General features: G+C 58.7%; 12 protein-coding genes. 1 reads left to right on the top strand and 11 read right to left on the bottom strand.

From position 1 onward, the window contains the following. Positions 1–17 precede the first annotated feature (17 nt). Both L6D81_RS21740 and L6D81_RS21735 read right to left on the bottom strand, forming a co-directional pair. Positions 18–470 (bottom strand): PaaI family thioesterase, encoded by a 453-nt coding sequence (locus L6D81_RS21740; protein WP_007959014.1) that lies wholly within the window; start codon positions 468–470, stop codon positions 18–20. Beyond that, entirely contained in the window at positions 467–943 is a 477-nt protein-coding gene (locus L6D81_RS21735) for a PaaI family thioesterase (RefSeq protein WP_236181875.1), read from the bottom strand. The genes L6D81_RS21740 and L6D81_RS21735 overlap by 4 nt, the downstream gene beginning before the upstream one ends. Before the next feature lie 158 nt (positions 944–1,101). On the opposite strand from L6D81_RS21735, the gene L6D81_RS21730 reads away from it, so the two are divergent. Beyond that, positions 1,102–1,338: a hypothetical protein gene (locus L6D81_RS21730; RefSeq protein ID WP_007959016.1), complete on the top strand. Its 237-nt coding sequence runs from the start codon at positions 1,102–1,104 to the stop codon at positions 1,336–1,338. Positions 1,339–1,415: 77 nt separating this feature from the next. Here the strand turns inward: L6D81_RS21730 and L6D81_RS21725 are convergent, their stop codons facing one another. From L6D81_RS21725 to L6D81_RS21685, 9 genes are all read right to left on the bottom strand, one after another. Continuing rightward, positions 1,416–1,817, bottom strand: coding sequence for an MAPEG family protein (locus L6D81_RS21725; protein ID WP_236181874.1), 402 nt, complete (start codon positions 1,815–1,817; stop codon positions 1,416–1,418). Then, positions 1,817–2,554 carry a DUF599 domain-containing protein gene (locus L6D81_RS21720; protein ID WP_085608854.1) on the bottom strand — a complete coding sequence of 246 codons (738 nt, stop codon included), beginning with the start codon at positions 2,552–2,554 and terminating at the stop codon, positions 1,817–1,819. Before L6D81_RS21720 ends, L6D81_RS21725 begins: the two co-directional genes overlap by 1 nt. 151 nt (positions 2,555–2,705) lie before the next feature. Beyond that, on the bottom strand, positions 2,706–4,019 hold the full coding sequence (brnQ, locus tag L6D81_RS21715; protein ID WP_236181873.1) for a branched-chain amino acid transport system II carrier protein: 1,314 nt from the start codon (positions 4,017–4,019) through the stop codon (positions 2,706–2,708). A gap of 329 nt (positions 4,020–4,348) precedes the next feature. Continuing rightward, a complete protein-coding gene (sucD, locus tag L6D81_RS21710; RefSeq protein ID WP_011333119.1) occupies positions 4,349–5,233 on the bottom strand; it encodes a succinate--CoA ligase subunit alpha in 885 nt (294 codons plus the stop codon). Further along, on the bottom strand, positions 5,233–6,399 hold the full coding sequence (gene sucC, locus L6D81_RS21705; RefSeq protein WP_007959029.1) for an ADP-forming succinate--CoA ligase subunit beta: 1,167 nt from the start codon (positions 6,397–6,399) through the stop codon (positions 5,233–5,235). The genes sucD and sucC overlap by 1 nt, the downstream gene beginning before the upstream one ends. A gap of 200 nt (positions 6,400–6,599) precedes the next feature. Beyond that, positions 6,600–8,036 (bottom strand): dihydrolipoyl dehydrogenase, encoded by a 1,437-nt coding sequence (gene lpdA, locus L6D81_RS21700; RefSeq protein ID WP_236181872.1) that lies wholly within the window; start codon positions 8,034–8,036, stop codon positions 6,600–6,602. 97 nt (positions 8,037–8,133) lie between these two features. Next, positions 8,134–9,357 (bottom strand): 2-oxoglutarate dehydrogenase complex dihydrolipoyllysine-residue succinyltransferase, encoded by a 1,224-nt coding sequence (odhB, locus tag L6D81_RS21695; protein WP_085648494.1) that lies wholly within the window; start codon positions 9,355–9,357, stop codon positions 8,134–8,136. A 42-nt stretch (positions 9,358–9,399) separates the two neighbouring features. Then, on the bottom strand, positions 9,400–12,231 hold the full coding sequence (locus tag L6D81_RS21690; RefSeq protein ID WP_236181871.1) for a 2-oxoglutarate dehydrogenase E1 component: 2,832 nt from the start codon (positions 12,229–12,231) through the stop codon (positions 9,400–9,402). 253 nt (positions 12,232–12,484) lie between these two features. Then, positions 12,485–13,189 (bottom strand): succinate dehydrogenase iron-sulfur subunit, encoded by a 705-nt coding sequence (locus L6D81_RS21685; protein ID WP_007959035.1) that lies wholly within the window; start codon positions 13,187–13,189, stop codon positions 12,485–12,487. Between the last annotated feature and the right edge of the window lie 9 nt (positions 13,190–13,198).

The following is a 13,198-nucleotide window of genomic DNA, read 5'->3' as shown; positions in this document are numbered from 1 at the left end:
TGAGTTGGGGGCGTGCTTCAGGATTTCAAGGGCTCATCGATTTTGAAATGCGCGCGGGCAGTGGCGATCGGTTCGCTTTCGGTACTTTGCCAGGCCGTGACCGCGACGTTGGCCACCCGCCGGCCCTGACGGCACACCTGACACCGGGCCCAGGTATCGCGAAACTGCCCGGCCCGCAGGTAATCGAGGGAAAAATCGATAATCTTCGGCACACCGGGCGCACCAGTGAAAATCAGCAGGTGCAGGGCCGCGGACAGCTCCATGAATCCGGCAATCACCCCGCCATGGATCGCCGGCAGTAAAGGGTTACCAATGTTGTCCTTGTTGGCCGGCAGTTTGAATAACAAGTCATCACCGACCCGCGAACACTCGACGCCGATGAGTCCGGCGTAGGGGATCAGTTTCAGCAGCGGCGCGTAGTCCCCCTTCTCGTGCGCCTCTTGCAATTGCTGCTTGAAATCATCGCTCATCGGTTTTCTCCCTTGATTGCGCCACCGAAGCCTTTGGTGCCTTTAAGGCCCCTGCCCATGCGCATGAAGGTACCGACCACATGGGCAATCGGCTGCTCGGGATCATCCTGATAGGCAAAGCCGCGAGCGAAGATCACATCGGTGGTGACTCGATAACATTGGGCGAAGCCATACACGTCTTTATGCGGCTCGGCGGCGTGCATGTAGTCGATGCGCAGATCGAGGGTCGGGCAGACTTCGAATTCCGGCAGCACGCACAGGGTCGACATGCCGCACGCGGTGTCCATCAGCGACGTGATCGCCCCGCCGTGGACCACACCGGTCAGCGGGTTGCCCACGATTTGCGCACTGTACGGCAGTACCACCGTCAGACCTTCGCGACTTGCGCTATGCACCTTCAATCCCAGCACCTGACAGTGGCGCAAGGCCGAGAGAAACCGTGTCGCACGCTCAAAAACGGGGTTTTCGGCCATTTGATAATTACTCTTGTTAGTCGCTATTCCCCGTAGTGGAAAGAACAGCAAAAGTTCCATTGCAAAACAAACTTATATATCTGAAAGAAATGAGGAACTTAAGCCTTGGGCCTGAGCTCTTAAGGCCAGTAGTTATTTTCCATAAGGAGAAACACCCCATGCGTAAGACTTTAGCTATTGCCTTGATGTTGACCGCTTCCCTCGGTCTCGCTGCCTGCGATAAAAAATCCGAGGACAAAGCTCAAGATGCCAACCAGCATGCTGAACAAGCTCAGCAAGACATGAACAAAGCTCAGGATAAAGTGAACGACGCAGCGAAAGAAAACGCCGAAGCTGCCAAAGCTCAGGCCGAATCGAACGCTGCAGCGCAAGAAGAAGCTGCCAAGAAGCAATAAGCCGCTTCTCGCTGGCAAAAAAGAAAACCCGCCAAGTGCGGGTTTTCTTTTGCCTGTGATTTTTTACCCATGCTGCCTTAGAGCAAGGCAGTTCTAAAAGTCGGACTAATCATCAACAACAATGAACACACTAAGCCGACCAGCCAGACCAGACTGCGCAGCGTGGGAATATCTGCCAGATAAAACCACAAATAGAAAATCCGTGAGAGTACGAAGATGATCGCCAAGGTATCGATCAGCCATCCCGCCGTCTGCGTGGTATGTGCCACCAGCACGCCAACGGCAAACAGGATGAACGCTTCGATGCTGTTCTGATGTGCCGCCAGCGCCCGGGCACCGTAACCGGTGAGTTGCGCCTGCTGCTGACGCGGCAGGTGGTTGTTGTAACCGCCCTGCTCTTTCATGGCCTTGCTGACCGGCATACGCGCCACGTAAATCAACAGTGCACTGATAAACACACACCAGAACGGAATACTCATCAAGCAGCCTCTTTGTTCGCTTCGGGCAATGGTGCCTCTGTAGGGGTATAGACCATTACATCGAGCACGTCGGAATGAAACTCCCGGCGATACAACACCAGTACCACGCCGGCGCTCATCAACATGAACAGCCACGGGCTGACGAACCACGCCAACATGCTCATCCCGAAGTAATAGGAACGCAGACCGAAGTTGAACTGGTTGGCCGCCATCGAGATCACCCGTGCCGCCCGCGAAGCGAATGCCTTGCGCTCCTGCTCCGAGACCTGCCGCTCGCCGATCATCGGGGCCGAGCCGACAAGAATGGCGGCGAAGTTGTACTGGCGCATGCACCAGCTGAAGGTGAAGAAGGCATAGACGAACACCAGCGCCAGGCACAGCAACTTGATCTCCGACATGCCCTGTGAGGCCTGCTGCACCATCGGAATATCCGCCAGCAATGACACCGCGCGCTCGGAAGCGCCAAGCACGGTCAGAATGCCCGCCAGGATAATCAGCGTGCTGGAGGCGAAGAACGAGGCGTTGCGCTCAAGGTTGCCGATCACGCTGGCGTCGGCGATGCGGTTGTCGCGCAGCAGCATGCGGCGCATCCAGTCTTCGCGGTACAGGTGCAGCACGCTGGCCAGGCACGCGGTGTCACGGGCCTTCCAGGTGGCATAACGGGTGTATCCGCCCCAGCAGATGACAAACCAGAGCGCGGCCAGCAGATGGATCAGGTTGGCTTGGATGAACGACATGCAATTCCCTGTGATGAAGATTTCGGCTCCCCTTCGACGTTAGTCGAGGGAAAAAGACACTGCCTCACGCCCATAAAAAATGCCCCGTATCGATTGATACGGGGCATTTCTGTTTAATCGCTCGGCAGCCGCTTGTGGCGGCCCGGCAGTCTTAGGCGAGCGCTTCGGCGCGCTTGCCCAGCAGGCGGTCGCAAACTACGGCAACCACCAGGGTCATCACGCACGGCACCAGCCACGCCAGACCTTGCTCGCTCAGCGGCAGGTGGGCCAGTTGCGATGGCATCCAGTCAGCCAGACCGGCGCCTTTCAACGCATCGATGGTGCCGAACACGAACGACACCAGCATCACCGGGCCCATGATGCGGCTCTGCTCATGCCAGAACGCAGCGCAGAAGCTCAGGGCCACCAGCACGATGCACGGCGGGTAGATCGCGGTCAGCACCGGGATCGAGAACGCGATCAGCTTGGTCAGGCCCAGGTTGGACACCAGCAGCGAGAACGCCGCCAGGATGATCACCAGGGTCTTGTACGACAGCGGCAGTACGCGGCTGAAGTATTCGGCACAGGCGCAGGTCAGGCCAACCGCCGTCACCAGGCACGCCAGAGAGATCAGCACGGCGAGGAAGCCACTGCCCAGCGAACCGAAGGTGTGTTGCACGTAGGCGTGCAGCACCGCCGCGCCATTGGTTGCGCCTGCAGCCACTTCATGGCTGCCCGCCCCCAGACGGAACAGGCTGACATACACCAGCGCCAGACCGACGCCGGCAATCAACCCGGCGATGATCGCGTAACGGGTGATCAGCGCTGGCGATTCGACGCCACGGGAGCGGATTGCGTTGACGATGACGATGCCGAACACCAGCGCGCCCAAGGTATCCATGGTCAGGTAACCATTGATGAAGCCTTGGGAGAACGGTGCCGCAACGTATTCCGGGGTGGCTACGCCGATGTCACCGGCCGGCAGTGCGAATGCGGCGATGCCGAGCACGGCCAGGGCGATGATCTTCAGTGGCGCGAGGAAGCGCCCGACGGTGTCCAGCAGACGCCCAGGGTAGAGCGAAATGAAGAACACCAGCAGGAAGTACACCGAACTGTAGAGGAACAGTGCCAGCGGGCTCTCGCCGGTCAGCGGCGCCAGACCGACTTCAAAGGAGACGGTCGCGGTTCGCGGGGTGGCGAACAACGGGCCGACGGCCAGGTAGCAAGCCGCTGCGAGCACGCCACCAGCGATTTTGCCGATCGGGCTGCTCAGGGCGTCCATTGCGCCACCGACCTTGGCCAGTGCGACCACGGTGACCACCGGCAGGCCGACAGCCGTGATCAGGAAGCCCAGCGCCGCGATCCAGACGTTAGGCCCGGACTGCAAACCGACGATAGGCGGGAAGATGATGTTGCCGGCCCCGACGAACAGGGCGAATGTCATAAAGCCAAGTGCCAGGATGTCCTGACCTTTCAAAACTTTCATTAAGGAAATACCACACTACTGAATCGGAATTTAGAGGGGGATTTCCCTGTGGGGTTAGGGAAATGCTGTCAATCCGTATAAGACTGACCCGTTTAGCGCGTTGCATGCCTTGTGGGCGGCAGACGCAAAAATGGCGGCTAGCCTAACGAATTTGCCCGACAAACGCACTGTTAGAGGGCGAACTATCCGATACGCGACGTTTCTGTGTCGCGTTTTTGCATGTTATTGGGTGAGTGCTTATAAATTGCCATCGTCCACCCGAACGCCAGAAACGACAAAGGCCACCCGAAGGTGGCCTTTGTTGCTGGAGCAGAGAAATCAGCCGAAGCTTACTTCTTCACTTCCCAGCCAGTCAGCTCGGCCAGGGCCTTGCCGATGTCTGCCAGCGAACGCACGGTTTTCACGCCTGCGTCTTGCAGAGCAGCGAATTTCTCGTCTGCAGTGCCTTTGCCGCCGGAGATGATTGCGCCAGCATGGCCCATGCGCTTGCCCGGAGGAGCAGTCACACCCGCGATGTAGGAAACAACCGGCTTGGTCACGTTGGCCTTGATGTAGGCAGCCGCTTCTTCTTCAGCCGAACCGCCGATCTCGCCGATCATGACGATCGCTTCGGTCTTCGGGTCTTCCTGGAACAGCTTCAGGATGTCGATGAAGTTCGAACCCGGGATCGGGTCACCGCCGATGCCGACGCAAGTCGACTGACCGAAACCGGCGTCAGTGGTCTGCTTCACAGCTTCGTAAGTCAGGGTGCCGGAACGGGAAACGATACCGACCTTGCCTGGCAAGTGAATGTGACCTGGCATGATGCCGATCTTGCATTCGCCTGGGGTGATCACGCCTGGGCAGTTAGGGCCGATCAGGGTAACACCCAGCTCGTCGCACTTAACTTTGGCGTCCAGCATGTCCAGGGTAGGAATGCCTTCGGTGATGCAGACGATCAGCTTGATGCCGCCGAACGCTGCTTCCAGGATCGAGTCCTTGCAGAAAGGAGCCGGAACGTAGATCACGCTGGCGGTGGCGCCAGTGGCTTCTACAGCTTCTTTCACGGTGTTGAACACAGGCAGGTTCAGGTGAGTGGTGCCACCCTTGCCTGGCGTCACGCCGCCAACCATTTTGGTGCCGTAGGCAATGGCTTGTTCGGAGTGGAAAGTACCCTGCGCGCCGGTGAAACCCTGGCAGATGACTTTGGTGTCTTTATTGATCAGGACGCTCATTACTTGCCCTCCGCAGCTTTAACGACTTGTTGAGCAGCGTCGGTCAGGCTGGTAGCAGCGATGATGTTCAAACCGCTTTCTGCCAGTACTTTAGCGCCCAGTTCAGCGTTGTTGCCTTCAAGACGAACAACAACCGGGATTTTCACGCCGACTTCTTTCACTGCACCGATGATGCCTTCGGCAATCATGTCGCAACGAACGATGCCGCCGAAGATGTTAACCAGTACTGCAGCGACATTGCTGTCGGACAGAATGATTTTGAAAGCTTCGGTTACGCGTTCTTTGGTAGCACCACCACCTACGTCGAGGAAGTTGGCTGGCTTGCCGCCGTGCAGGTTGACGATGTCCATGGTACCCATGGCCAGGCCGGCACCGTTCACCATGCAGCCGATGTTGCCTTCCAGCGCTACGTAGTTCAGTTCGAACTTGGCAGCGTGCGCTTCGCGCGGATCGTCCTGCGACGGATCGTGGAAAGTCTTCAGCTTAGGCTGACGGTACATTGCGTTGGCGTCGATGTTGATCTTGGCGTCCAGGCAGTGCAGATCGCCGTCAGCCTTGATCACCAGCGGGTTCACTTCCAGCAGAGCCAGGTCGTGATCCTTGAACAGCTTGGCCAGACCTACGAAGATCTTGGCGAACTGAGCAACCTGCTTGCCTTCCAGACCCAGCTGGAATGCCAGCTCGCGACCCTGGAATGGCTGAGCGCCAACCAGTGGATCGATCGTGGCTTTCAGAATTTTTTCTGGAGTGTCGTGAGCGATTTTCTCGATGTCCACGCCACCTTCGGTGGAAGCCATGAACACGATGCGACGGCTCGAACGGTCAACGACAGCGCCCAGGTACAGCTCTTTAGCGATATCAGTGCACGATTCAACCAGGATCTTGGTGACTGGCTGGCCGTTGGCGTCAGTCTGGTAAGTCACCAGACGCTTGCCCAGCCACTGCTGTGCGAAGGCTTTGGCGTCTTCTTTGCTGCGAACCAGCTTGACGCCGCCCGCTTTACCGCGACCACCGGCGTGAACCTGGGCTTTGACAACCCACTCGTTGCCGCCGATTTTGTCGCAAGCTTCTGCTGCTGCTTCCGGGGTGTCTACTGCGAAACCAGTGGAAACTGGCAGGCCGTATTCAGCGAACAGCTGCTTACCCTGATACTCGTGAAGATTCATGCTTTTTACCGTCTTCGTTAGGTACTGCGCATTCGGCGCTGCGCTCTTTATGAGTGCCGCGCCACCTGTGACTGCTGCTTGCGTAGCCTTTCCGGATACCCGGTGCAGCTACGCAAGGCTGCGTCCAGCGGACATTCCGCGGTGAGTCTTGCACGCAAGGCTCACGACGGGCCGACACCGCCGTGGTTTCTTATTGTGTCTTAACGCTTCTTGCGGTTGGCAATGTGGATGGCGCCGCCATTCACTGCCAAAGCGGCTTCGTGCAACGCTTCAGACAGGGTCGGATGGGAGAAAACCATCATGCCCAGGTCTTCAGCGCTGGTGCCGAATTCCATACCGATCGCGCCCTGCTGAACCAGTTCTGCGGCGCTCGGGCCAATCACGTGCACGCCCAATACGCGGTCAGTCTTGGCATCGGCGATGACCTTGACGAAACCACCGGTATCGTTGGCGGCCATGGCACGGCCGGAGGCTGCGAACGGGAAGGTGCCGACGTTAACTTCAACGCCTTCAGCTTTCAAGGCCTGCTCGGTTTTACCGACCCATGCGATTTCCGGGTGAGTATAAATAACCGAAGGGATCAGGTCATAGTTCATCTGGGCCTTGTGGCCCTTGATGCGCTCGACAACCATGATGCCCTCTTCCGAGGCTTTGTGGGCCAGCATCATGCCGCGAACCACGTCACCAATGGCGAAAACGCCCGGTACGGCGGTTACGCAGTAGTCATCGACCGCGATGAAACCGCGTTCGTCGATTTCCACACCGCTGTCGGCAGCCAGCAGATCAGTGGTCACCGGACGGCGACCAACGGCTACGATCAGCTTGTCGAAAGTGATGGACTGTTCGCCGTTGGCGTCGGTGTAGTTCACAACGACTTCGTCGCCGTTCACTTTCGAGCCGGTTACGCGAGCGCCCAGTTTGATGTCCAGACCCTGCTTGGTCAGGGTTTTCAGCGCTTCCTTGGAAACAGCGGTGTCCGCTGCCATCAGGAAGGTGTCCAGGGCTTCCAGGACAGTCACTTCTGCACCCAGACGCGACCAGACCGAACCCAGTTCCAGACCGATCACACCAGCGCCGATCACGCCCAGACGCTTAGGTACGGATTGGAATTCCAGAGCACCAGTCGAATCGACGATGACTTTCTGGTCGACCGGAGCCGGTGGAATGTCGATCGGACGCGAGCCTGGCGCCAGGATGACGTTTTCGGCTTCGATGACTTCAACCGAGCCGTCCGGCTTGGTGACTTCGACTTTCTTGCCGGCCAGCAGTTTGCCGTGGCCCTGGATCGAAGTGACGCCGTTGGCCTTGAACAGGGTGGCAACACCGCCGGTCAGGTTCTTGACGATGCCAGCCTTGCGGCCAACCATCGCAGCGACGTCCATTTTGACTTCGCCGGTCGAGATACCGTGGACATTGAAGCTTTCTTTCGCTTCCTTGTATTTCCAGGAGCTGTCCAGCAGCGCCTTGGAAGGAATGCAGCCTACGTTCAGGCAGGTGCCGCCCAGGGCTTGCTTGCCTTCAGCATCGGTGTACTTCTCGATGCAGGCAGTGCTCAGGCCGAGTTGCGCGGCCTTGATAGCTGCCACGTAGCCGCCAGGGCCCGCACCGATCACTACTACGTCAAATTTCTGCGACATTCAAAAAATCCTCTTTAGCGAAAAGCTTCAAGCCGCGCGCTGCAAGCCAGGCTGCGTTTTCCCGCAGCTTGAAGCTTGCAGCGCGTGACTGCTTCTATCAGATATCCAGCAACAGACGAGCCGGATCTTCCAGCAGGTTCTTGATGGTCACCAGGAAGGTTACAGCTTCTTTGCCATCGATCAGACGGTGATCGTAGGACAGTGCCAGGTACATCATCGGACGGATCACGACCTGACCATTGATGGCCATCGGACGCTGGATGATGTTGTGCATGCCCAGAATCGCTGCCTGCGGCGGGTTGACGATCGGGGTCGACATCATCGAACCGAAGGTACCACCGTTGGTGATGGTGAAAGTACCGCCGGTCATTTCGTCCATCGACAGTTTGCCGTCACGGGCTTTCTTGCCGAAGGTGGCGATGCCGCCTTCGATTTCAGCCAGGCTCATGTGTTCGGCGTTACGCAGAACCGGAACCACCAGGCCACGGTCGCTGGAAACAGCGACGCCGATGTCGGCATAACCGTGGTAAACGATGTCGTTGCCGTCGATCGAAGCGTTGACCGCCGGGAAGCGTTTCAGTGCTTCGGTGGCAGCCTTCACGAAGAACGACATGAAGCCCAGGCGTACGCCGTTGTGGGACTTCTCGAACAGGTCCTTGTACTTCGAACGCAGGGCCATGACTTCGGTCATGTCGACTTCGTTGAAAGTGGTCAGCATCGCCATGTTCGATTGAGCTTCAACCAGACGCTTGGCAACGGTGGCACGAACGCGGGTCATCGGCACGCGCTTCTCGATGCGGTCGCCAGCGGCGAACACAGGAGCGGCGGCGGCCGGAGCAGCAGCCTTGGCAGGCGCGGCAGCCGGAGCGGCTTTCTTGGCAGCAACGGCTGCAACTACGTCTTCCTTGGTCACGCGACCGCCTTTGCCGGTGCCGGCAACGGAAGCGATGTTGATGCCGTTCTCTTCAGCCAGCTTGCGCGCGGCAGGAGCAGCGATCGGGTCGTCTTCGCCATCAGCGGCAGCAGGTGCAGCGGCGGCAGCGGCCGGAGCAGCAGCGGCAGCCGGAGCAGCGGCAGCAGCGCCGCCTTCAACGATGGAGCCCAGGACTTCGTCGGACAGGACGGTTTCGCCCTCGCCCTTGACGATTGCGCCCAGCACGCCGTCGGCGGTAGCCAGCACTTCCAGTACGACTTTGTCGGTTTCGATGTCGACGATCAGTTCGTCACGCTTGACGGCGTCGCCCGGTTGTTTGTGCCAGGTGGCAACGGTGCCATCGGCAACCGATTCCGGGAAAGTGGGGGCTTTGATCTCGATAGCCATTATCTGTGGTTCCTTAAATTCGGTTTCAGGTGCGCGAAGGCGTTAAACGGTAAACGCGTCTTGCAGCAGTTGCTCCTGCTGCTCGGCGTGCATCGATGCGTAACCACATGCTGGGGCAGCAGAAGCCTCACGGCCCGCGTACTCGAGTACGAGAGATTTGTTGAGGTTGCTGATGCTGCGACGCAGGTGGTGCTGGCTGCAGTACCAGGCGCCCTGGTTCATCGGCTCTTCCTGACACCACACGGCCGCTTTGGCATTGGTGTAAGGAGCCAGGACTTCTTTCAAGTCGTCCTCAGGGAACGGGTACAGCTGCTCGATACGCACGATGGCGATATCTTCGCGGCCTTCGGCACGACGCTTTTCCAGCAGGTCGTAGTAGACCTTGCCGCTGCACAGAACAATGCGCTCGACCTTTTTCGGGTCCAGGGCATCGATTTCCGGGATAACGGTCTGGAACGAACCTTCGGCCAGGTCTTCCAGGGTCGAGATGGCCAGCTTGTGGCGCAGCAGCGACTTTGGAGTCAGAACGACCAATGGCTTGCGCAGCGGGCGAATCACCTGACGGCGCAGCAAGTGGTAGATCTGGGCCGGGGTGGTCGGCATGCACACCTGAATGTTGTGCTCGGCGCACAGCTGCAGGTAACGCTCAAGACGCGCCGAGCTGTGCTCAGGGCCCTGACCTTCGTAGCCGTGTGGCAGCAACATGGTCAGACCGCAGAGACGGCCCCACTTGTGCTCGCCGCTGGTGATGAACTGGTCGATAACAACCTGCGCACCGTTGGCGAAGTCGCCGAACTGGGCTTCCCAGATCACCAGCGCGTTCGGCGTGGTGGTCGAGTAACCGTATTCGAACGCCAGTACGGCTTCTTCCGACAGGAACGAGTCGTACAGGTCGAAGCGTGGCTGACCTTCATACAGATGCTTGAGCGGAATGTAGGTACCGGCATCTTTCTGGTTGTGCAGCACAGCGTGACGGTGCGAGAACGTACCGCGGCCGATGTCCTGACCGGTCATGCGGATCGGGTGACCTTCGAACGCCAGGGTCGCGTACGCCATGGTTTCGGCATAACCCCAGTTGATCGGCAGGCCGCCGGCTTGCATCTTCTGACGGTCTTCGTAGATCTTCGCGACCTGACGCTGAACCACGAAGCCTTCCGGAATTTCCAGCAGCCTGGCGGACAGTTCCTGCAGGGTCTTGAGGTCGAAGCGAGTGTCGTGACGCGCAGTCCAGGCGTGGCCCAGATACGGACGCCAGTCCACGAACAGCTCTTTGTTCGGCTCTTTGACCAGCGATTTCACGACGTGCAGACCGTTGTCCAGCGCGTTGCGGTATTCGTCGACTTTTGCCTGAACACGTTCGGCGTCCAGCACACCACTCTGGGTCAGACGATCAGCGTACAGCTCACGGGTGGTGCGCTGCTTGGTGATCTGCTGATACATCAGAGGCTGGGTGCCGCTTGGCTCGTCGGCCTCGTTATGGCCGCGACGACGGTAGCAGACCAGGTCGATCACCACGTCACGCTTGAACTGCATGCGGTAGTCGATGGCCAGCTGGGTCACGAACAGTACGGCTTCCGGATCATCGCCATTCACATGGAGGATCGGCGCCTGGATCATCTTCGCAACGTCGGTCGCGTACTCGGTGGAACGCGAGTCCAGCGGGTTGCTGATGGTGAAACCGACCTGGTTGTTGATCACGATGTGCACGGTACCGCCGGTCTTGAAACCGCGGGTCTGCGACATCTGGAAGGTTTCCATCACCACGCCTTGACCGGCGAATGCCGCGTCACCGTGGATGGAGATCGGCAGAACCTTCTCACCGGTCGAATCGTTGCGACGATCCTGACGGGCGCGAACCGAACCCTCGACCACCGGGGAAACGATTTCCAGGTGGGACGGGTTGAACGCCATGGCCAGGTGAACTTCACCGCCGGTGGTCATTACGTTGGACGAGAAGCCCTGGTGGTATTTAACGTCACCGGAACCCAGCTCGACCTTCTTCTTGCCTTCGAATTCGTCGAACAGCTCGCGCGGGTTCTTGCCGAAGGTGTTGACCAGTACGTTCAGACGGCCACGGTGGGCCATGCCGATGACGACTTCCTTGGTGCCGTAGGAACCGGAACGCTGGATCAGTTCGTCGAGCATCGGAATCAGGCTTTCGCCGCCTTCCAGACCGAAACGCTTGGTGCCCGGGTATTTGGTACCCAGGTATTTTTCCAGGCCTTCACCGGCCGTCACGCGCTCGAGCAGGTGGCTCTTGATGTCCGCGGAATATTCCGGACGTCCACGCACGCTTTCCAGACGCTGCTGGAACCACTGGCGCTGCTCGGAATCGGTGATGTGCGTAAATTCAGCGCCGATGGTGCGGCAATATGTCTGCTGCAACGCTTCGTGAATTTCGCGTAGGCTCGCTTCCTCTTTGCCGATGAACAGGTCGCCGGCACGGAAGGTCGTATCAAGATCGGCATTGGTCAAGCCGTAGTGATTGATCGACAGGTCTGCAGGTGCAGGACGCTGCCACAGCCCCAGCGGGTCAAGCTGGGCTGCCTGGTGGCCACGCATACGGTAGGCCTGGATCAATCGCAGCACTTCAACTTGCTTCTTCTCGTGCTCACTGCTCACGCTGCCGGCGGAAACCGGTTGGGCGCGGCGCTGGTTCTTTGCCAGCAGCACGAAATGATCGCGAATTGTGGAGTGCGAAACATCGGTGGCAGAGCTGCCGTCGGCAGGCAGCTTCTGAAAGTAGGTGCGCCACTCTTCTGGCACAGCGTTAGGGTCGTGCAGGTAGAGCTCGTAGAGCTCTTCCACATAGGCAGCGTTTCCACCTGAAAGGTAGGCGCTGTTCCACATGCGCTGCATCACGCTTTCTTGCATGCTTGGTCACCCTCGGTTAGGGGAACACCATCGGTGCCGACACCGAGCAAGCTTGCAGAAGTCCGAATGCAGCGACCAAAACAAGCCACTTAGGATCACACTGATAGTCCGGGTACCAGCCCGGATGCCCCTGCTTGTCTCATTTCTTCAAAATAAGAGCCGCAGCTTATGGCTGCTGCTCTGGTTATAGCCATGGCGCGGGTTGAAGCCCGCGCCTAAGCCCTCTGCGGGTACAGCGGTTACAGCAGCTGAATCAAACGCCGCTCGAAAGCAGCATGTTACGGATGTGACCGATGGCCTTAGTCGGGTTCAGGCCTTTCGGACATACGTTGACGCAGTTCATGATGCCCCGGCAGCGGAAGACGCTGAACGGGTCATCGAGGGACGCCAGACGCTCGGACGTCTTGGTGTCACGGCTGTCTGCCAGGAAGCGGTACGCTTGCAGCAGGGCAGCCGGACCCAGGAACTTGTCCGGGTTCCACCAGAAGGACGGGCAAGAGGTCGAGCAGCAGGCGCACAGGATGCACTCGTACAGACCGTCGAGCTTTTCACGCTCTTCAGGGGACTGCAGACGCTCGATGGCCGGAGCCGGCGTGTCGTTCTGCAGGAATGGCTTAACCTTCTCGTATTGCTTGTAGAAGATGCTCATATCGACAACCAGGTCACGGATAACCGGCAAACCTGGCAACGGACGAACGATCAGCTTGTTACCCTTGACGACAGCGGACAGCGGCGTGATGCACGCCAGGCCGTTCTTGCCGTTGATGTTCATGCCGTCGGAGCCGCAGACACCTTCACGGCAGGAGCGACGATAGGAGAAACCTTCGTCCTGCTCTTTGATCAGGGCCAGCACGTCCAGCACCATCAGGTCTTTACCACCGGTATCAACCTGGAATTCCTGCATGAACGGCGCAGCGTCCTGATCAGGGTTGTAACGATAAACACTGACTTGCAACATGGCGGTCAC

The organism is Pseudomonas sputi (assembly GCF_021603585.1).
In the GTDB taxonomy this organism is placed as follows: Bacteria; Pseudomonadota; Gammaproteobacteria; order Pseudomonadales; family Pseudomonadaceae; genus Aquipseudomonas; species Aquipseudomonas sputi.
Note: the sequence above shows the minus strand (reverse complement) of the source record. Positions and strands in the feature narration are given on the sequence as shown.